Origin of the sequence: Rufibacter roseus (assembly GCF_001647285.1) — a bacterium.
GTDB lineage: Bacteria > Bacteroidota > Bacteroidia > Cytophagales > Hymenobacteraceae > Nibribacter > Nibribacter roseus.
The window spans coordinates 47,268-68,941 of record NZ_LRML01000004.1; the positions used below are offsets into that span (position 1 = coordinate 47,268).

General features: G+C 45.8%; 11 protein-coding genes. 5 read left to right on the top strand and 6 right to left on the bottom strand.

Annotation, left to right across the window (positions count from 1 at the left end):
* Positions 1–90: 90 nt before the first annotated feature.
* Positions 91–450 (bottom strand): MGMT family protein, encoded by a 360-nt coding sequence (locus A8O23_RS06540; RefSeq protein WP_066618468.1) that lies wholly within the window; start codon positions 448–450, stop codon positions 91–93.
* Between the two features lie 223 nt (positions 451–673).
* Here A8O23_RS06540 and A8O23_RS06545 point away from each other — a divergent pair, with 223 nt between their 5' ends.
* The 4 genes from A8O23_RS06545 to nudC all read left to right on the top strand — a co-directional run bounded on the left by A8O23_RS06545 (position 674) and on the right by nudC (position 7,256).
* Positions 674–1,735, top strand: coding sequence for an efflux RND transporter periplasmic adaptor subunit (locus A8O23_RS06545; protein WP_066618470.1), 1,062 nt, complete (start codon positions 674–676; stop codon positions 1,733–1,735).
* 76 nt (positions 1,736–1,811) lie between these two features.
* Positions 1,812–4,883 (top strand): efflux RND transporter permease subunit, encoded by a 3,072-nt coding sequence (locus tag A8O23_RS06550; protein ID WP_066618471.1) that lies wholly within the window; start codon positions 1,812–1,814, stop codon positions 4,881–4,883.
* Positions 4,884–4,920: 37 nt separating this feature from the next.
* Positions 4,921–6,258, top strand: coding sequence for a TolC family protein (locus A8O23_RS06555; RefSeq protein WP_066618480.1), 1,338 nt, complete (start codon positions 4,921–4,923; stop codon positions 6,256–6,258).
* Between the two features lie 92 nt (positions 6,259–6,350).
* Complete coding sequence (gene nudC, locus A8O23_RS06560; RefSeq protein WP_066618483.1) at positions 6,351–7,256, top strand: NAD(+) diphosphatase; 906 nt, start codon at positions 6,351–6,353, stop codon at positions 7,254–7,256.
* Positions 7,257–7,378: 122 nt separating this feature from the next.
* On the opposite strand, the gene A8O23_RS06565 is transcribed toward nudC, so the two are convergent.
* From A8O23_RS06565 to A8O23_RS06585, 5 genes are all read right to left on the bottom strand, one after another.
* Positions 7,379–7,894 carry an acyl-CoA thioesterase gene (locus A8O23_RS06565; RefSeq protein ID WP_066618486.1) on the bottom strand — a complete coding sequence of 172 codons (516 nt, stop codon included), beginning with the start codon at positions 7,892–7,894 and terminating at the stop codon, positions 7,379–7,381.
* A gap of 320 nt (positions 7,895–8,214) precedes the next feature.
* Positions 8,215–10,815, bottom strand: coding sequence for a DUF4132 domain-containing protein (locus tag A8O23_RS06570; protein ID WP_066618489.1), 2,601 nt, complete (start codon positions 10,813–10,815; stop codon positions 8,215–8,217).
* Positions 10,816–10,820: 5 nt separating this feature from the next.
* Positions 10,821–11,216, bottom strand: a complete 396-nt coding sequence (locus tag A8O23_RS06575) for a hypothetical protein (protein ID WP_066618492.1) — start codon at positions 11,214–11,216, stop codon at positions 10,821–10,823.
* A gap of 198 nt (positions 11,217–11,414) precedes the next feature.
* Positions 11,415–14,384 carry an FAD-binding and (Fe-S)-binding domain-containing protein gene (locus A8O23_RS06580; RefSeq protein WP_066618494.1) on the bottom strand — a complete coding sequence of 990 codons (2,970 nt, stop codon included), beginning with the start codon at positions 14,382–14,384 and terminating at the stop codon, positions 11,415–11,417.
* 196 nt (positions 14,385–14,580) lie between these two features.
* A complete protein-coding gene (locus A8O23_RS06585; RefSeq protein ID WP_153042100.1) occupies positions 14,581–15,651 on the bottom strand; it encodes a class I SAM-dependent methyltransferase in 1,071 nt (356 codons plus the stop codon).
* A gap of 635 nt (positions 15,652–16,286) precedes the next feature.
* On the opposite strand from A8O23_RS06585, the gene A8O23_RS06590 reads away from it, so the two are divergent.
* Positions 16,287–21,668 carry a PAS domain S-box protein gene (locus tag A8O23_RS06590; RefSeq protein WP_066618498.1) on the top strand — a complete coding sequence of 1,794 codons (5,382 nt, stop codon included), beginning with the start codon at positions 16,287–16,289 and terminating at the stop codon, positions 21,666–21,668.
* The last annotated feature ends 6 nt before the right edge of the window (positions 21,669–21,674 follow it).

The window sequence follows — 21,674 nt, forward strand, 5'->3', positions numbered from 1 at the left end:
CTGCTTACGTTTCTGTTTTAAGCCTATTTTTCAGAAAATGCGCCTAAAACAACTATTGAAAAGAAATTTAAACTGATTAAATGAATTCAGCTAAAGCAGTTCTTTGGCAGGATCCCAGAAACGACGCTCAAAATCAACCACCTGATTGTCTTTCACCTCTACCCCTTCCCGCTCCAAATGCTCCTGCATGGCACTATAACTTTCAAAGTGCTGTTTACCCGTGAGCAAGCCGTTGCGGTTTACCACGCGGTGCGCCGGAATTGGTTTGCCGTTGTGCATGTGCGAGGCAATGAGTGCCCAGCCCACCATACGTGCAGACCCTTTTGAACCCAGGTAGGCGGCAATGGCACCGTAAGAGGTTACCCTACCGGTTGGTATCAGGTTCACAACTTCATATACATCTTTAAAAAAGTTGGTCTTGGTGGAGTCTGGTGCACCTGTTTTAGCCATAGCTACTATTAAAATATTGAGAGAAAACAGCTTATTGAATAAAATTATTCTATTTGCAAAAAATCTACACTGGCATTTAAACCTTGACAGTGTTTTTTGGTCTTATTTATAAAAGTAGCCAAAAAACGAAATAATTTTACACCCTGACGTTTTCAGTGAGAGCTTCTCTTACAAAAAACGTCAGCTTTTTCTATTATATATACCCAAAAAATCCCCTAGCGGAATGAAGAAATCGATTTTGTTACTATTGGTAGTTGTTTTAATAGGCTACCTGGTATACAACAAAGTAGCTGGTTCAAATAACGAGAATGCAACCTCTGGCCCACCCCGTGGCCCTATGTCACAGAAAGTAGCCGTTAAACTGTTCAGGGTGAGTCCTGAAGCCTTTCAAGATAAAATAACTGCCACCGGTACTGTTCTCCCCAATGAAGAAGTAGACCTTAGAAGTGAAGTCTCAGGCAGAATCACCAACCTCAATTTTAAAGAAGGAAGCCGCGTGCGCAAAGGTCAATTGCTGCTTTCAGTAAACGCTCAGGAAATGCAGGCTCAGATAAACAAACTGGAGTCTAACCGCAAGCTGTACCAAGACATGGAAAAGCGCCAGCGCACCCTCCTGGAGAAAGAATACATCAGCCAGCAGGAGTACGAGCAGGCCCGCAACCAACTGAGCACCACCCTAGCTGATTTACAGGCTCAGCGCGCGGCTCTGGCCAAGGCCTACATCAGAGCACCGTTTGACGGGGTCATTGGTTTGCGCCAGGTGAGCGAAGGCGGCTACGTTACCCCCACCACCCCCATTGCCAAGTTGGTAGACATTAGCCCAGTAAAGATTGACTTTGACATACCGGGCCGTTACGCACAGCAAGTGAAAGTTGGCGACAATATTAATTTTTCCATTGAAGGAGACCCCAAAGCCTACACTGCTCAGATCTACGCCATTGAACCTAATATTGACCCTACTACCCGCACCGTACAAGTGAGGGCCCGTTACAGCAACCAAAACGAAGAAGTAAAACCAGGTGCTTTCGTGACGGTGCAAATTTCACTCAAAGAAATTGCAGAGGCCATTCTTATTCCTACTGAAGCTATCATTCCGCAGGCTTCTGGGCACCAAGTGTACTTAGCCAAAGATGGCAAGGCCGTGCCGAAAGAAGTAAAGATTGGCTTACGCTCTGAGAGCATGATACAAATCTTGGAAGGCCTGCAGCCGGGCGACTCTGTTATTCGCTCAGGTATTCTGCAGGTGCGCCCAGGTGCTGCTTTAGACATTCAGGAAGTAAAATAAGTAAGAAATCAGCAGGCTACTTTGTATCGCTAGCCGCTGCTTTCTGTCATCATTCCCCCATGATTAAAATTTAATAATGGCCACATTTTCATCTATTACCATAAAACGCCCGGTACTGGCCATCGTGATGAGCATTGCCATCATGGTGTTCGGCTTTATTGGGCTTAGCTCTTTAGGGGTGCGGGAATACCCCAGCGTAGATGCCCCTATTGTCAACGTATCTACCTCCTATACCGGGGCCAACGCCGAAACCATAGAGTCTGAAATCACAGAGCCTATTGAGGAAGCCCTGAACAGTATTGCCGGTATCAGAACCATCACCTCCAGCAGCAGCGAGGGCTCCAGCCGCATTACGGTGGAGTTCAACCTGGAAGTAGACATGGAGGCCGCCGCCAACGACGTGCGCGACAAGGTCTCTGGGGTGCAGCGCCGCCTACCCGAAGACGCTGAGCCTCCCACCGTGTCTAAACAAGACGCCGATGCGAACCCTATTATCTTTCTAGGAATCCAGAGCAACACCCGCTCATTGCTTGATCTTTCTGATGTGGCCAATACGCTGTTTAAAGAGCGGTTGGAGACCATTCCAGGGGTAAGTACCATCAATATTTGGGGTGATAAGCGTTTTTCTATGCGCCTCTGGATGGACCCAATCAAGCTTTCCGCCCTGGGTGTTACCCCTACCGATGTTAGAAATGCTTTGGCCAACCAAAACCTGGAGTTGCCCTCCGGTAGCATTGAAGGAACCAACACAGAGCTTTCGGTACGTACCATGGGCCGCATTTCAACGCCTGAGCAATTCAACAACCTGATCATTAAAGAAGACGCCAACCGTTTGGTGCGTTTTAGAGATGTTGGCAATGCGGAATTAGCTCCTGAAAATGAGAAAACAGTTCTGAAGATGGATGGTGTGCCCATGGTGGCGGTTGTACTTACTCCCCAGCCTGGCTCTAATCAAATTGAGATTGCTGACGAGTTCTACAAACGCCTGGAGCAGATAAAAGCAGACGCGCCCAAAGACCTGAATATGTTCATTGGCTTTGACAACACCAAGTACATAAGAGCCTCTATTGCCGAAGTACAGGAAACCATTTATGTGGCGTTTGGACTGGTTGTGATTATTATCTTCCTGTTCCTGCGCGATTGGCGCTCCACCCTTATTCCAGTCATGGCCATTCCGGTTTCTTTGATTGGGGTGTTCTTTATCATGTACATCATGGATTTCTCCATCAACGTGCTCACCTTATTAGGCATAGTACTGGCCATTGGTCTGGTGGTGGATGATGCCATTGTGGTGCTGGAGAACATTTACGCGCGGGTAGAAAACGGACAAGACCCCATGAAAGCCGCCAAAAAAGGATCTGAGGAAATATTCTTTGCAGTTATTTCCACTACCATTGCCCTGGCGGCAGTATTCTTGCCGGTTATTTTCTTGCAGGGTATTACCGGCCGTCTGTTCCGTGAGTTTGGTATTGTGGTGGCAGGCTCGGTGATTATTTCTTCGTTTGTGGCCTTGTCACTTACGCCCATGATGTGCTCGCGCATTTTGAAGCACCGCGAACGCCCCAACTGGTTCTACCGCAAAACGGAGCCTTTCTTTGAGTCACTCACCAGTGCTTACCGAGACAGCCTTGAGTCTTTCATGAAGTTCAGATGGGTGTCCTTCATCTTGGTTATACTCACGGCTGGCGGAATCTATTATTTCATGAAAACATTGCCATCTGAGTTGTCTCCAGACGAAGACCGTAATGGCCTGCGTGTGAACGCCACCGGCCCCGAAGGTGCCTCGTTTGAGTTCATGGACGCCTATATGAACGATCTGGCACAGCTGGTAAACGACTCGGTGCCTGGCTTGTCGTCTATTACTTCCCTTACCCGAACCTCTAACTCTGGTTTTGTACGCTTGCGTTTGGTAGCACCTGACCAGCGGGAACTGAGCCAACAGGAAATAGTTGACAAAACTTCTGCTCTGATCAGCAAGGTACCCGGCGGACGCGCTTTCGCCTCTGGTGACAAAGGCCTTGGAGGCGGCCGTGGAGCCGGGCAGCCGGTGCAGTTTGTGGTACAGACGCAAAATTCTGATAAGTTGCGCGAAGTGATTCCGCAGATCTTAGAGGAAGCCCGCCAAGACCCTACCTTCCAATTTATAGACGTTGACCTGAAATTCAACAAGCCAGAGCTTCGGGTTGAAATTAACCGGGCCAAGGCAGAGGCCATGGGCGTATCGGTACGTGACATTGCCCAGACCCTGCAGGCTGGCCTGAGCGGTCAGCGCTTCGGGTACTTTGTGAAGAACGGCAAGCAGTATCAGGTCATTGGCCAGGTAGCCCGTGAAAACCGTAGTGCTCCCCTAGACTTGCGCACCTTGGCGGTTAAAAACAAAAACGGCGAACTTATTCAGCTTGACAACTTCATTACCCTTTCTGAAGAAAGCGCCTCGCCACAGCTGTACCGCTATAACCGCTTTAAAGCGGCCACATTTGGCGCCACCTTGGCCAAAGGCAAAACCGTTGGCGACGGTATAGCTGCCATGGAAGCCATTGCAGACAAAGTTTTGGATGAGTCGTTCCAAACTTCATTGGCTGGTCAGTCGCGAGACTTCGCTGAAAGTGCCGACTCTTTGTTATTTGCCTTCTTGCTGGCTTTAGGTCTCATTTACCTGGTGCTTTCTGCGCAGTTTGAGAGCTTCCGAGACCCAATCACGATCATGTTAACAGTGCCGCTGGCCTTGGCCGGTGCCTTGCTGTCGCTCTGGTACTTTGACCAAACCCTTAATATCTTCAGCCAGATTGGTATGATTATGTTAGTGGGTCTGGTAACCAAGAATGGTATTCTGATTGTGGAATTTGCTAACCAGCAGAAAGAGCAGGGTCTGCAAAAGATTGATGCCATCAAAGAAGCCGCCGCATCGCGTTTCCGCCCCATTCTTATGACCAGTATGTCTACCATTTTGGGTACGTTGCCTATTGCCCTGGCCTTGGGTACCGGTGCTGAGAGTAGGGTGTCAATGGGTATTGCTGTGGTAGGTGGATTGATTTTTTCTACCGGATTAACCCTGTACGTTATTCCGGCTATCTACTCTTACCTGTCTTCCAGCAAGGCGAACATTATTCGGGAAGACCACGAAACCTCTAAACCGGCAGTGGCCTAAGCTGTTTTTCATCTGTTTTTCAGAATTTGAGCTAAAAATGAACTTATATAAAAAGTTATCTGCCTTGGTAGCGGTTGCCGTGCTCACGGTAACTGCCGCTTCGGCACAAGAATTCCTTACCCTGGAGGAGGCCGTGCGCATTGGGCTAGAAAAAAATTACGCCATTGAAATTGCCCGCCGAAACGTAGAACTTGCCCAAAACAATGTAACGCTTGGGAATGCCGGTTTTTTGCCTACTGTAGATGCCCGCGCCACCCGCACCTTTGATAACCGCGACAGCCGCCAAGAATTTGAAACCAATCCGGCCCGTGAGGTCAGCGGAGCCAGATCAAATTCTCTGAATTCCAGCCTTAACTTTAACTGGACAATCTTTGACGGCATGGGCATGTTTGTGAACCTGGACCGTTTGCGCACCCTTAAAATTTCAGAAGAGTTATTGACCAAAGCCACCGTAGAAACCACTGTTGCTGATATTTCAAATGCCTATTATGAAGTGGTTCGGCAGGCGAAAAAAATTCAGCCCCTCATAGACGCAGTTTCTCTTTCGGCTGAGCGGGTAGAGCTTATCAGAGAACAGTATCGTGTGGGTGTAGCCGCCAAAGTTGCTATTTTAACCGCCGAGGTAGACTACAATGCTGACCGCACCGAATTGCTCCGGCAGCAGGAAAACCTTAAAACTGCCCAAATAAACCTAAACCAATTGCTGGCTCGCGATCCGGATTTGGAGTTCAACGTCATTGATACTATTCAGGTCATCACTTCCCTTGAACTAAACGAGTCACGCATACAGGCACTAAACCAAAACCCCGCCTTACTAAGAGCGCGGGTAAACCAGGAACTGGCAGTGCTAGACTTAAGAAGCGCCCAGGCCTCCCGTTTTCCTGTCTTGGGAGTTACCAGTGCCTATGTATTCAACCGTTCTGAGTCTGAGCCACTCAACCCTTTCTCCCCTATCAGCAACCAAAGCAAAGGGTTCAACTATGGTCTTACACTCGCTGTACCTCTGTTCAACGGGTTTAACCGCACTCGACTAGCTCAGAATGCCCGTATTTTAATAGAAACAAGCCGAATTGCCCTTAGTCAAACCCAACAGCTAGTAGAATCTGACGTGGCTAGAGCTTATAGCCGTTACCAAAATCGTTTAAGAATTCTGGATCTGGAGGAAAGCAACATTCAGTTGGCCCGTCAGAATGCTGAAGTAGCCATGGAACGTTACAAGTTGGGTCTGCTGACTGCCTTGGAGCTGAGGGAAGCCCAACGAAACCAGCTGGTAGCCGAGAACCGCCTCATTGACATTCAGTTTGAAGCCAAAGCCGCCGAGATTGAGTTGCGGAGATTAAGCAGCACCTTGGTCATTGAAGGGGTAGCTCAATAATATTACTTAAAAGATTGAAACAAGAGCGTTTTGAGCCTGTTTTCTAAAAAACAGTCCCAAAACGCTTCTTTTGTTTACCCGTACCCTAATTCATGCGGAACAACCTTGCCTACTCAGCCCTTAACTACTTTGGAGAGTCAAACCTCGATCGGGTCCACTTGCTCCGGAAAGACGAAGCTTGGATAGCTGCCCGCCTGCAGGACCCTGAAACCATTCTGGTGCCTTTTCAGGGAATGAAGCCACTGCTCACAGCCGAGAACCAATTACAGTTGGTACGTTTAGCGCAAGTGCAGCTACAAAATTTAGCTCAGCCTCCAATCCTCTTAGGCCTCCGCCATGACAAAGCCTATTTTGCCATTGATGTCACCAATGCGCCAGAAGTACCGTTGGCCGGTGGTGTATACCAAGAACTGCGGGAGGCCACGCTTCAATTAGCCCGACCTGACAGCGGTTTGCTGGCCTATGCCAAAGCCATACTCTACTGGAACCGGCAAAACCAGTTCTGCAGTGTTTGCGGCTCCCCTACACTGTTCTCAGAGGCGGGACACGTTCGCAAATGCAGCAATCCGGTTTGCAACACCTCTCATTTCCCCCGCACCGACACTGCTGTAATCACCATGATCACCTGCGGCGATAAAGGCCTACTGGCCCGGCAAGCATCTTGGCCTGCTGGTATGTATGCCTCTATTGCAGGGTTTCTGGAACCCGGAGAAACCCTGGAAAGCGCGGTAGCCCGTGAGGTGCTGGAAGAGACCGGCCTGAAAGTACATCATGTGCAGTATCATTCCTCCCAGCCATGGCCTTTCCCGGCCTCTATCATGGTTGGGTTCATTGCTGAGGCGGAAAGTCCTGATCTTATCATAGACCCGCAAGAAATTGACGATGCCCGTTGGTTTACCAGAGAGGAAGTGAAGGAGTTGGTGGCTGCCGGCGAATTATCTCTTCCGCCCGCACTCTCTATTTCTTATAGACTGATTCAGGATTGGCTAAATGGATAAAATCTTGGCCTACCCCATACAAAACAGCTCCTGTTTTGAAGCTGTTTTTGTAAAAACAAGCCCAAAACAGGAGCTGCACAATTGATTAACAATTAAGCTGCTAGATAAAGCACAGGGCAGGCTTAAGACTGATTTGTTTTCATCTGCTCTCTTAACTGCTTTACCCGGTCTTCGAACAATGCTGGGGTTTCTTCCTTCACCACTACCTCTCTGAACAGCTCCATCAGTTCCGGCTCGTGCTGGGCACGTTCACTCTTGCGCACATCTATGTACACTAACTTAGTCCAGAGAATAGATTTCAGCTTTTCTTTCTTCTCGTCAAGCATAATGTGCTCCACCAGCATGCTGGTATCATCTACCCGCCTAATACTGGTTTGGATAGTTACTAACTCACGTACACGAGCCGGTTTCAGGTATACAATCTGGTTCTGCCCTACTACCCAGGCACGACCCGTTTTCCGGAAGAAGGCGTGAATGTCTAAACCATAGGCGGCTTCTACCTGGTCTTCACGCTCGTTCTGGAAGTAGTTTAAAAAGGCGCTGTTATTTAAATGACCAAAGGGGTCACAATGATCAAACCGGATGCGGGTCTGGCTTTCCAGCACCGCGGGTTTAGGGGTTGAATTCTCTGCTAGCATAGCTCAATTCCTTTTATTGTAGGTTTCATAGCAAAGGAAAACCATTCGATATCAGTAAGCAACTTTCCACGCGCCTCTCTGTAGTCATTGAAAGGAAACATATCCTCCATAACCTCATCATTCCAGCCCAAGTCTCAGTTTCCGGCCTTCTTTCCTGAAAGTAGACCGAAAACAATATACCGCACTAATAAAGCCCCGTGTTATCGTGTTTTGTGTTTAATAACACCGCTTCCTATCTCTTGCGCCGTTAGAAAATAGGAGCAACAGTCTTGTGACACTTCTAGACTATTAGAGTCAGCATTTATTTTATTTTGCCCATTCTAGAACCGTTTAATCTGAGAAGTGATGGTTGAATCGGTGATTTTATCATCATCTGCTAATAGCAAAGCTTTACTCAGAATCACCGACAGCCCGTTATCGCCTTCAAAAGGCAGGAAAATAGTACCGGTTACGTCTTTTTTACTTCGGTCTGGCACAATGCACAGGTATTGGTCATTGGGTTCCATGAGAATGTTGGTGCTGCCCAAATGGATTTTATAAGTTCTCAGTTTGCCCTTCACCACCAGAAATTTGTCTTTGATTTCAGCTACTTTCGCTACTTTCAGGCGGGGCAGTAATTGGGTCAGAATCTCTTTTCTGGTTTTCGCTACCTCAGACAAATCCCCGAAGGAATACGCTTGCCAATAGTCACGATAAGCCGGTACCCCGCCGCTGTCTTGCCAGGTGGGGTCATTGCCAACGGTGCACACGCCCACAAACAAGTCTACGTCCCGCATTACTTCTGAGAAAACTACCTTCGGGACACTGATTAACTCCACTACCTGATTTGTTTGCGTATTTACAAACCTTAACTGATCGGTGGCAATATAGTTCCAGATGCCGGTGTCGTTGAAAGCATCGTCGGCGTTTACCTCATTTACCCAATACTCTGCCAGCAGATTATAATCAGGAATATGGCAGGAGGCGGCTTCATTGTAACGGCCGTCGTCATAGGCTCCCATCAAGGCGTATTTCCAGCCCCTTATTTTAGCCAGCGAATTAAACTGGTGCTGTTTCAGGAGGTGGGCGGCCATGCGGTTGCTGTACACTCTGGTGTTTACTTCGGCATCGGTGAGCAGGTACACCTCGCGGTACGCTTGCTTGAACGGCTGCAAAATCTGATGCTCTACCAGAAACCGCCGCCAGGCTTCAATCTCTGAGATAGTAGCCATGGCCGGATGCCAAAGCCGCACCATTGTCTCTGGCCCGGCTTCTGCTATTGTCAGTTCAGATGTGCGCCATGCATTGTTGAAAAAGAAAACATTCTGGCTTACTCCGTCTTTCTCAAAAATCCAGATAAGGCGCTTGGTTAAGTAAGAAAGTAGCCCGTGGCTTACATAATACTGCTGAAAATACTGCCAAGTAAAAACCCTTTCGGCTTTAAACATGCGGTCTAAGCGGTCGCGCTGCGCGCTCAGGGTTACTTCAATTTGCTTGGCCGTCTCCTTAATCTGCTTAAGGGCAACGGGCTGCTTTTCCTTCACCGCGCTAGGCACCGATTTCTGCGAACTGCCATCGGGCTTAAACCATTTCAGTTCCGTTTTACCCACTCCGGCAATTTCCAGAACTGCTTTAAAGTTTTCCAGTTCATATTCTATATGCCCCTCTTCCAGCCCGTACTGGTCTACCGCCAAATCCTCAATTTCATGCACCGAAATGCCCTGTTCTTTGGCTGCTTCCTGTAAATACTTCTCAATCAGGTTTTGAGTACTGGACTGCCTGATGCGGAGCTTCAACCTAGACAAATGACTGATTCCTTCCAGCCCTTCAGACTGATACAGCGTGTAGAGGCAGGCGTTGCCAACGGCCGCAGCAGCCGGGCCTTTCCCCGGTATCTTCCGGTAAGCTCTTTCTGCCAGTCCGGCAATAGTGGCCAAAGCGGTACGGTCGGTGAGGGAAGCACACAGCCAGACTAGGCCCTTTATGGCATCTACGTTTGGCGAAGAAAGTAAATCATAGGTAGTGTGGGTGTAGGTTTGGCCAGCGTGGGTATAGGTATGCACCAACTCATTTTCTTTGAGATGGATAATAAACTTAAACCAATCCAGCACCACTTCTTTAAATGTATCGGCCCCCAGCACTGTCACTAAACCTTGGCCCTCCTTCAGGTACTTCTGCGTGGGCTTGCCGCCAGCTGCTTTTTGCGCATGCACTAACAGACTATACCAATGAGGTAATTCTTTTTGTGGCCGTAGTTTGATGATAGGATTGGCGTAATCAGAAAACTTGTCCTTCCCTAAAAAGTACACAGGTTTAACTTCCTCCTTTTCTTCCCCAGTGCTCAGCAGCCCGTCAACCTTACTCAGATACTTGGTTCTTTCTTTTTCAAAGTTGCTGTACTCCTTTTTTTCCAACTCCGCCTTTAAGGTTAACAAAGTCGCTTTTACCTTTTCTGAGATGACTTTCCCTTTGGTGTTTCTTTCTACCTGAATTAAGAAGTACCCTAGTGGCCAATGCAGGAGGGAGGGCCAGGAGTATCTCTTATAGTTGAGAAAGTAAGCAGCCAAAGAAACGATTTGCTCATCTGAGAGGGAAAGTTTTGCCCGTAATATACTCTGCAGAATCAGGTATTGAATCACATTCCGGTGGTAGCCGGGATTATTTGTACTATAGGAGCCACTTCTACTTTGCCACTTATGGATTTCATAGATGCAGTATAACAATAGGTCTACTTTCTCATTAGCCGAGAGAGAAGCTATCTGCTCTTGGTAAACCGACAGTTCACTTAGCTTCACGCTCCAGAAGTGTTGGTACTTCTGCACCGCTTCTAGTCGTGTTGCTTCTATTATTTCTTCAAAGCAATTTTCAGCTGAAGTCTCTGCACTATCAGTTGAAGCCCCTGAATTAGAAAAAGCTTTCTTCACGAAATCTAAAATTCCCATATCAATTAGCCTCCTACCAGCGGGGTTAACTTCAGGAAACTCACCGTGGTGGAACCGTTCAGCAGAACTTCTTCGTCCAGAGATTCAGACTGTTTGTTGTCTACCAATACAAAGTAGCCGTTGTTCAGAAAGGCGTCTAAGGCCACGTACACCTGCTTTTCTGGGTCAATTTTCTTTCTTTCCTTTAGTTTATAGCCGTTGAGCATGGCTTCGGAATCGGTAGGTTGCACCAGCCCGTTGTAATACTGCGGTAGCTTCTTGTTGTACTCTTCCACTTCCTTGTTTACCCTGGCCTCTATGATGTCTTCTACAGTAACCAGTTCATTCTGCAAGGCAAGCTCCATCTGATGCAACACCTTCCCTGGGAAAGTCTCGTCTTTTATGGTGAGGGTATAGGCCATGAGGGAATTATTTGTGTTTTAAGTTAATAAAATTTTGTAAAACCTTTATCTCACGATTTATTAAGAACTAGGGGCGAAGAAACAATGCTATAACTCATATGCAAATTGCTCCTGTTTTAGGTCTGTTTTTCTAAAAACAGGCCTAAAACAGGAAAGCCCCTCCTAGTGGAGAGGCTTTCCTGTTTACTAAAATTAAAACTAATTCTTCAAGGCCTGCCACAGAATCTCAGCGGGGTGCAGTGCCTTTTTGGCGGTGCCGTCTTTAATCTGGTGGCGGCAGCTGGTACCGGCAGCGGCTATCAGGGTTTCTGGGGCAGCATTGCGTACTGCCGGGAACAGCACCAGTTCTCCTATTTGCATTGACACGTCATAGTGTTCTTCTTCATACCCAAACGAGCCCGCCATGCCACAACAACCTGAAGGAATCAATTCAACCTCATAGTTTTGAGGCAACGACAGGATTCTCTGCGTGGGTGTAAGCACCTGCAATGACTTTTGGTAACAGTGACCATGTAGTTTAATGTGCTTCTTTTCTTGCGTGAACACAGATGAATCAATTTTTCCGTTTTCAACCTCTTTTTGCAAAAACTCCTCTAAAAGGAAAGAATTAGCCGCTACTTTACGGGCGGCAGGCACCAAGTCAGCAGGCACTAAATCAATGTATTCATCGCGTAGGGTTAGTATGGCCGAGGGTTCAATGCCAATAATCGGCGTTCCGTTTTGCATGGCTTTGCTCAAGAGCTGCACATTCTGGATAGCTATTTTCTTGGCGTCACGCACCAAACCTTTTGAAAGGTACGTACGGCCGCTTTCCAGGTGCTCAGGAATCTGCACTTCATAGCCCAGAGCAGCTAATAGTTTTATAGAAGTTTGGCCAATTTCTACATCATTAAAATTGGTGAACTCATCACAGAACAAGAAGACGGTTTTACCCTGGGGTGCCCCCTGCCCTGCCCGTTCTTTCTGCCACTGTTTAAACCAATTCTTCAGGGTGATCTTACCAACCTCTGGCAATGAACGATCTACTGCAAAACCAACGGTTTTTTTGATCAGCTTGCTCGTAACCGAATTATTGATCATGAAATTGTAAACACCAGGTACCACTGAAGCCAGCTGCTGCATTTTGGTGAAGTTACCTACCATGCGGGTGCGCAGCGGAATACCGTTGGCGTCGTGGTAGTGCTGCAAGAATTCGGCTTTCATTTTAGCCACGTCTACGCTGCTGGGGCACTCGCTTTTACAGGCTTTGCAGCTGAGACACAGATCCATTACTTCTTTGATCTCTTTATGATCAAACTTATTGATCTTGTCTGAGTTGGTCAGGAACTGGCGCAGAATATTGGCGCGGGCGCGGGTGGTATCTTTCTCCTGGCGGGTGGCCATGTAGCTAGGGCACATGGTGCCGCCGCTCACGTGGGTTTTGCGGCAGTCGCCGGAACCGGAGCATTTTTCGGCTAGCCGTAGAATTCCTTCCTGGCGGGAGAAGTCAAACAAAGTTTCTACCGGAATAATCTGCTTCTGCTGCTTTTCTTCATAGCGAAGAAACTCGTTCATAGGCGGTGTGTCTACAATCTTGCCCGCATTGAAGATGTGGTTCGGGTCAAAAATCTGTTTTACCTCTTTCAGAAGCTCGTACACCTCCTGCCCCAAGGCAGCTGGAATGAATTCGCCGCGTAAACGGCCATCGCCGTGCTCGCCACTCAAAGAGCCATTGTATTTTTTGACTAACTCCGTAGTTTCTGCCAGCACCTGCCGGAACAGTTGTTTGCCCTCATTCGTTTTGAGGTTGATCATGGGCTCAATGTGCAGTTCACCGGCTCCGGCATGAGCGTAATAAGAAGCCTGAAGGTTATGTTTCTCTAGCACCACTTGCAGGTCTGCTACATACGCAGGCAAATCTTCAGGACTCACGGCACAGTCTTCAATCAAATTCACGGGCTGCAAGTCGCCGGGTAAGTTTCTTATAAGGCCCAAGCCTGCCTTGCGTACATCCCACACCGGCTTCGTTTGCGCGCCTCGTACCACGGGATAAGCATAGCCTAAACCAGCAGCTTTTAAGTCGGCAATAAGCGCTTCGGCTTTTTGGGTGATCGTGTCTTGGCTATCGGCCATGAACTCCACCATCAACAATGCCGCCGGATCACCTTCAATGAAAAAGCGGTTAGCGTCATAGGTAGGGTGACCCTTGGTGAAGTCCATGATGTATTTATCCACCAATTCAGAAGACATGGGCTGGTGCCGAAGAATGAGGATGTTGGCTTCTAAAGCCTCCAGCAATGAGTTAAAATGAACGCACACCAATCCTTCCTCTTTCGGCGGAAGAGGGATCAAGTTTAATTTAGCCTCTGTCACGAAGGCGAGCGTGCCCTCGGAGCCTGCCAGCAGCTTGCACAAATCAAGCGTAGTTTGTCCTTCAGGGCCAGCACCTTCATCTACTAAAAAATCAAGTGCATACCCGGTGTTGCGGCGGGTAAGTGTTTTCTTAGGATAATTTTTTTGAATTATTGCGCGGTTATCTTGATCGCTGATGAGGCCATAAATTTTACGGTAAATAACGCCTTCCATATTTGGGAGAGCCAGTTTCTCCTGAAGCTCCCGGTGGGTTAGTGGCTTGAACTCCGCTTCAGAACCATCGCTCAGCAATACTTTTGCAGAGAGTAAGTGGGTTCGGGTATCTCCCCAAACAATAGAATGTAGGCCGCAGGAGTTGTTGCCGATCATGCCGCCCACCATAGCACGGTTGGCCGTTGAAGTCTCGGGGCCGAACAGCAACCCATGCGGGCGCAGAAATGCGTTGAGGTCATCGCGTATAACGCCTGGCTGTACATTAACCCAATGCTCGTCAGTGTTTACTTCCAGCACCTTAGTAAAGTACTTAGAAATATCTACCACCAAACCGTTGCCCACTACTTGCCCGGCCAAAGAAGTACCGGCCGCCCTAGGTATAAGGGTGATGTTGTGCTGGTTAGCAAATTTTATCAGAGCCCTCAGGTCTTCCTTTGTTTTCGGAACGGCCACCGCCGTGGGCATTTCCTGATACACCGAGGCATCAGTGGCATAGACACGACGTTGAGCCTGGTGCAGAGAAGATTCCTGATTATAATATAGTTCTCCAGCAAGAGAAGCTTCCAGTTCAGCGAAAGCTGATATAATAGGGGCGGTTGTCATGTAATCAATTCTTATAACACAAATATAGGCATGCCAGCCACGATATTTAAGAAAAACCTTAAGTCTTTAAACTTGGTTATATTTTTAAAAAACTGGATAAATAATGTCTTCTATTAGAAAGACAGCTTAAAATCTAGAGCTTAGACAGCTCAAGGAAAAAACAGTTGAACTACAGAATTATGTGAGAGGAAAAAATCTACTCTACCAGAAACTTAACACGGCTTCCGTAGGCTAATTTACTCACCATTTGCCCCGTTTTCGGGTTCATGAACCGCACCTTACCCATTGCCTTCAATTTTTCGAAGGCTTCAAAATAATTAGCCTTACTATAAGGGGTACCCACATGGTGCTTTTCATAAATTTTCTCTAACCTCATGCTGTTGTACAGGCTAGCTTTTTTGGCTAAATCCTCCACCAAATTCACCATGGAATGCTTTAAAAATTTATGATACTCCGGCACCAGCAACCTTAGAGGCTTCAGATTTGCTCCCATCAAAGGCACTCCATCTTCCTGATACTCTGAATACCCTAGCAGAAGCTCTTTAAAGCGGGCGTGCAGCAATTCATTTTTAGACACATAGAGCAGGTAATAATCTGTTGAGTCTTTTCCGGGTGCGTTGATTCTAAATTTAGTGGTAAAAAAGCCTCTTTGGCCCAACGCCTGCACCAACCCAGCCATGATGGCCTCTTCTTTTTTTGACGCATGCCCTTCCTGCTGAAGGATACCTTTCAACTTCTGAAAATGCGCCTCGAATAGACTGTTTATATCTTCAGCACTCTGGTTTTTGATAGCTTGTTTAAGTTTTTTAGGATCTAACAGCAAGAGACAATCTACATATTCAAGTTCAAGCGAATGAAGCGATACTTCTTGAGAATATTTGTAGCTGAAAGGCTCAGCGCAGAGCAAAGAAGGTACTGTAGCTGACATGTGCTCCTTCAATTGCTGTCTCTCCGCCTTCTGGCTGACGAATACCGGCTTATGCTGCAGTGCTTCGTACGCATTTAATTCTAATACCTGGCTCTCCAATGCTTGCAGCGCCCCTTTATTTGCATCAGAAAAATAAGTAGAGAGTGATTTATGCAGGCCCATCCTAAAGCCAGCATCCACAAAAATACTTTTCAAGATTTTGAGGGAGGAAACTTCTTGTATCTCCTTTGTTTTAGCGGCTCCAGCATTCAAATCTATGAAGAGGCAAGACGGCTCTTCAGAAGTATCTTTCTGCGCCTGCATCACCACTTCTCCCCATAAAGGCAAAAACTTGGGCAACAGCTCTCCTTTAATCTCAGACGAACTTCTCTTCTGCTTAAAAAAATGATTTGGCTCTGTACTGGTCACTTATTCAATTGCCAACTAACACATTTTATATCAATGATAAGGGTAAACCATACCTAAACAGGCTTCAATTCTTATCATCTGAAATACTTACAAAGTTACTTCTGTTTTTGCTGTAATCTACATAAACAAGGCTAAAAATTTTAGCAAATATTATCTATACAGATGAGCAAAAAACGAAAATTCTGATTCTTTTCATCTTCAAACTTTAGAGCCCCTTCTTTTGAATAGAAGACTAGCAAGCGTCACTGACTTTGATTATATCAAATATTCCTAAAAATATCAGTATTTCCTTGCTATAACTTTTAAAGCTTTTAATTGCACAAATATAACACAACCTAAAGCCCTTTACTCGAACAAACTAATAATCAATACTTACCATTAGATATTATTGATACTAACAAACAACTTATTGGATTATAGCTACAAACAGATAAAACAAAGACTAATATTATGTAGATTTGTTATTGAATTTTAATTAGCCTAACTGTGTTCAACTGGAGCAATTTTCAGCTTAAAGAAATTCCTACAGTACAACTCATTTTGTTAAATTAAAAAGGTAGCTCTGCATGATAAACCTTTACACAGCTCTTGCTAGAGCCATTGAATTCAAGCGACTGCTAATTGGAATGCTCTCAGGAGTGATTCTGCTAGCTATCTTACTATTTGGTATTTCTTATCATCTAAAGAAAGAAAATGAATTGTCGCAGTGGACCCTACACTCACAGGAAGAGATTTATTTGATTGAGAAAACCATTTCATTAGCTAAAGACTATGAAACTAGCGCACGTGGTTTTATCATTACTAACCAAGACAAATACAAGCAACCCCTCACTGAGGCTTCTAAACAACTAGAAAGTGTATTGCTGCAATTGGAGGGTCTCATGGCAGACGATGTCCAACAAAAGCAAAACCTTGACTCTCTTTCCTATTATCTTAGAAAAAAAGTTAGTTTCTCTAACCTGGCCATTCAAGTTCGCAGGGAACAGGGCTCTGAAGCAGCCATGGATCTGATTTATAATCAGAACAAGAACCTTGGCCTCGTGTACATGAATAAAGTGCGCACGATTGCTGATGCAATGCACACCCGTGAGGCACAGGTACTGGAGCACAGAAAAAGTGAAAGTGAAAAAATTAGCCAGCGAACAAACAAGATTCTGTCTTTTTTCACCGCCTTTTTTGTTTTGTTGCTACTCTATGTGCTCTGGAAAAGCTGGCAACAAGAAAAAGCAAGAAGAGTTGCTGTAGAAAAAATAAAGCAACAAGAAGAGCATTTCAGAGCCTTGATTGAGAATAACAGTGAGGCTATATTTTTACGCGACAAGAATTTCAACTTTACATATTGCAGTCCGGCAGCTGAAAGAATTTTAGGTTTTTCCAGAGAGGAAATAACAACACCAGGCTTTAAACTCTCTCTACACCCCGGCGATGAGGAACAGATTCTTCAGCTGAAAAACGAAATACTGCACACCCCCAGCCACTCCATCAAAGGAAAAATAAGAGTAAAACACGAGGCAGGACATTACATCTGGCTGGAGGGAGAAACGAAAAATTTGCTACACCAAGAGAGTGTTCAAGCTATTGTATCAAATTTCACAGACGTAACAGATCGTGTGTTAACAGAGCTTGCAGCACAAGAAGCAAATGCTCTACAGGAAAAAACCGCCAACAACTTAAGCAGAATCATGGCATCTTCTCTGGATGTCATTTGCACGATTGACGCCGAAGGCAGATTTGCGCAGGTAAGCGACGCTTCAATAAATGTTTGGGGCTATAAGCCAGAGGAAATGGCTGGCCAGCTTTTCATGGATTTTGTGGCGGAACAAGACAAAGAGTTAACGGCACAAGTGGCTGCCATTATTATGGCCGGCACACCCGTTACCACCTTTGAAAATAACTATGTACGCCCCGACGGTAGTCTTGCTCCTGTACTTTGGTCAGCTAGATGGAGTGAAGAAGACCAGGTTATGTACTGCATCGCCAAGGACGCCAGAGAAAAAAGGGAACTGGAAAAAGCGTACCTGGAGGCAGTAGATTTAGTCAAGGAAAGTGAAGCTGCTTTGGCGGAGGCACAGCGTATTGCAAAAACCGGATCATGGAGCCTTGACTTAGCGACCCAAAAGCTTTTTTGTTCAGAAGAATTGTACAATGTCTTTGGCACTGATAAAGAGCATTTCACCGGCACCTTTGATTCTTTCTTAAGCTTTGTTGATGAAAGCGAACATACCCGCGCTCGTGAAACCACCGCAAAAGCCGCTACAGATGGTGAACCCTTTGATATAGAGTACCCCATTACTACCGGAAAAGGAGAAAGACGCACTATACAAGTAAAAGGAAGCTGTCAGAGAAATGATGAGGGGCAGATCTTCAGGTTGTACGGCACAGCGCAGGACATTACTGAAATCAAAGAATCTAAAAATGCCATTCTGGCCTCAGAAGAGAAATACAAGCTCTTATTTTACCAAGCACCTCTGCCTAAATGGATCTATGATCTAGAAACGTTAGAAATAATTGATGTAAACAATAGTGCCGTTGCGCATTACGGCTATAGTCGGGAAGAATTTCTGAGCATGACTCCTAAAGATCTGCGCCCCGCTGAAGACGCGCCAGCTGTACAACGCACCACGCAAGGTCAAGACACCGGAAGAGGGACTTACCGACTTGGTTTATGGAAGCATGTTAAAAAAGATGGCACTATCATATTTGTGGAGGTTTCCGCCCACAGTTTAATGTATGACCAGCGCAACTGTCTTTTGGTGGAGGTAAATGACGTAACTCAGCAGGTAAAGGCAGAACAGGAACTAAAAAAGAGCAACGAACGATGGGAAACGGTTTCTAAAGTAACTTTTGACGCCATTTGGGAGTGGGATCTGAAGACTAATGAACTGATATATGGAAAGAATTACCAGTTCCTCTTTGGCCACTGCTCCGAAAACAGTAAAGAAAATTTTCAGACCTGGCAGAATCACCTGCACCCAGAAGACATAGAGAGGGTTAAAAATAGTTTAGAGACCTTTGTTCAAAGTGGTGAAAGTACCTGGCAAGAAGAATATCGCAAATTGAACATACAGGGCACCTATGCCTACTGCCATGACAGGGGCATTTTGATTAGAGATGCAAAAGGGGAGCCCGTGCGCATGATTGGTGCTTTACGCGATGTGACGGAAAGCAAGTTAGCAGCGGAAAACCTGTTAATGGAAAAGAACTTTTCAGAAGCGCTTCTAGAGGCTACCCCTGATGGCATTGTTGGCTTTAATGAGAAGGGTGAGATCATTATTTTCAATAAAAAAGCGGAAAGCCTCTTTGGCTATTCTCAGGATGAGATCACCGGAACCCCTCTTACGGCCCTGCTGCCTCAGAATACACACGCCGCTCACTATGACCGAAGAGATGACTTTTTCTCTAACCCTTCGGCCCAAAAACTAATCGTAAGCAGCCGTGAAATGATAGCCGTCCGGAAAGACAAAAGTGAGTTCCCGGTAGATGTGCGGCTTAACTTCCTGCATTCTTACAAGGGTAAAATTGTTATTAGCAGCGTTAGGGATATCACCCACAGAAAGCTGGCGGAGGAACAACTGAAGGAATCAGAGAAAAACCTGAAGGCAATTTTGAGCAGCTCCCAAGAGGGCATTTACTTGCTTGACTTAAACTATAAGTTAGTTTTACTTAATGAGCATGCGCACGAAATTATTCTTCGGGGGTATGGAGTAGACTGCAAATCTGGCGACCATTTCCCTTCATTGTTTGACTCTGATCTTAACGGTAAACTGAAAGAGATCTTTGAAAAAGTTATCACAGGCAAAAATTGGGAATCTGACAGACCTATTCCGCTAGATGGAGAAATAGCGCACTATCATTCGCTATATTTTCCGGTGAGAGATCATGACGGCAATATTATTGGCATTTGTTGCTCTTCAAAAGATGTCACAGAGAAAAAGAAAACAGAGGAAGCCATTCTATTAGCTAACGCCGAGAAAGAAGAATACCAATACCGCTTTAAAGCTGTTTTAGACTACTCTCCGCAGGCCATTCTCATTAAAGACCTGGAAGGAAACCAAATATTTGCTAACAAGGCCTTTAAAGCCATGTTTGGTCTGAACCAAGATCAGGATATACATTCAGAACTGCAGAAGGTTTTTGAAAATGAAATAGCAAAAGCTGAATTTCTTGCCGCAGAAAAGCCTGGTAAATCTGATACTCTGTTAGCGAAAGTGTGGGCGCAAAAAGTGACGCTTCCTGACGGGGAAACGCTGGACATGGAGATCATGAAGTTCCCTCTTTATGACCGTCAGGAACAGCTGTTTGGTATAGGCACCATTTGCAAAGACATTTCTGAGCAGATCAGGCACCAGCAACAACTTATTGAGGCACGTGAAAATGCTGAAAATGCAGAGCGTCTGCAGGAACAGTTCCTGGCTAACATGAGTCATGAACTGCGTACCCCTATGAATGGTATTATTGGCATGGTGAACTTGTTACTCACCTCATCCTCTTTGCAGCCAGACCAAAAAGTGCGTCTGCAGGTGATCAGACGCTCATCAGACACCTTGTTAAGCCTCATTAATGACATTTTGGATCTTTCTAAAATCAAAGCAGGCATGCTTACCATTGAAAAGGTGAATTTTGATTTCAATGAGTCTATTACCGGCACTACTTTAATGTTCAAAGAGAGAGCCAGAGAAAAAGGAGTCAGATTAAATGTTTCTACTGATCCTTTTATTCCGAGAGTACTGTCTGGCGACCCGCACCGCCTGAACCAGATATTGAACAATCTTCTAAGCAATGCCATCAAGTTTACAGACAAGGGCACCATACGCTTAGAGGCATCATTAGTAGAGGAACATGAGGGGCAGGCCATTGTTGAATTTATTGTCAGTGACTCTGGTATTGGTATTGACAGCAACAGACTTCACCTCATCTTTGACAATTTTGCACAAGCAACATCTGATATATCCAGTAAGTATGGTGGAACTGGTTTAGGGTTGGCCATCACCAAAAGGCTTATTGAGATGCAAGGCGGTGAAATTCATGTGGAAAGCACCATAGGCCAAGGCACTACCTTCACTTTCCAAATCCCTTACAAGATTAACACTGATGTTGATGCCGTTGTCACTCCCTATCATAAAAGCTTAAACACTCCTGTCAAAAAGTTCTACAACGGCAAAAGCGCTTTGATTGTGGAAGACAATGAGATAAACCAAGTGGTGTTGGCATCAAGTCTCAAGCAACACTACATGGATTTTGTCATTGCCAATAACGGCCAGGAAGCCATTGACATTTTGGAAACTGGAGAACGTTTTGACATCATCTTCATGGACCTGCGCATGCCTATCATGGATGGTTTTCAGGCTACTGCTTACATACGGCAGAAGCTTTATCTGTCTACACCTATTGTGGTACTGACTGCTAGTGTCTTAAGAAATGAGCGGGAACGCTGCTTGGAGATTGGTGCATCAGACTATATGGCCAAGCCATTCGCCATGTCAGACCTGGCTCACGCTTTAGAAAAATTCATTTCGTTCGATGAGCAAACATCTAAAAGCATAGCAAAGACTCCGTCTTTTGTCACTAGCTATACAGGTACCTCAGATTCTCCGTTTGATATAAGCCAATTGATGGAACTGGAAGACCCTGATTTTATCAGGCAAATTTTCAATCTCTTTCTTGAAAAGGTACCGCCTTACCTACAGGAACTCAAGCAGAGTTTTGGTGCCGGCAACTGCAAAGATTTTCTAGAAAAAGCCCATAAACTTAAAGGCAGCCTGTCATCAGTAAGAATAGACGGAATGTTCCAGTTACTGCTCTCTATGGAGGAAAAGGTAATGCAAGAAGACAGCTTAAAATCTGTGGAAGATTCGCTAAACAAATGTCTTTCTTTATATTACAGCCTCATACCTGAAATCACTTTAGAAGTTGACAAGCAGTTGATTGCCCTAGAAGCCAAAATTTAAATTAAG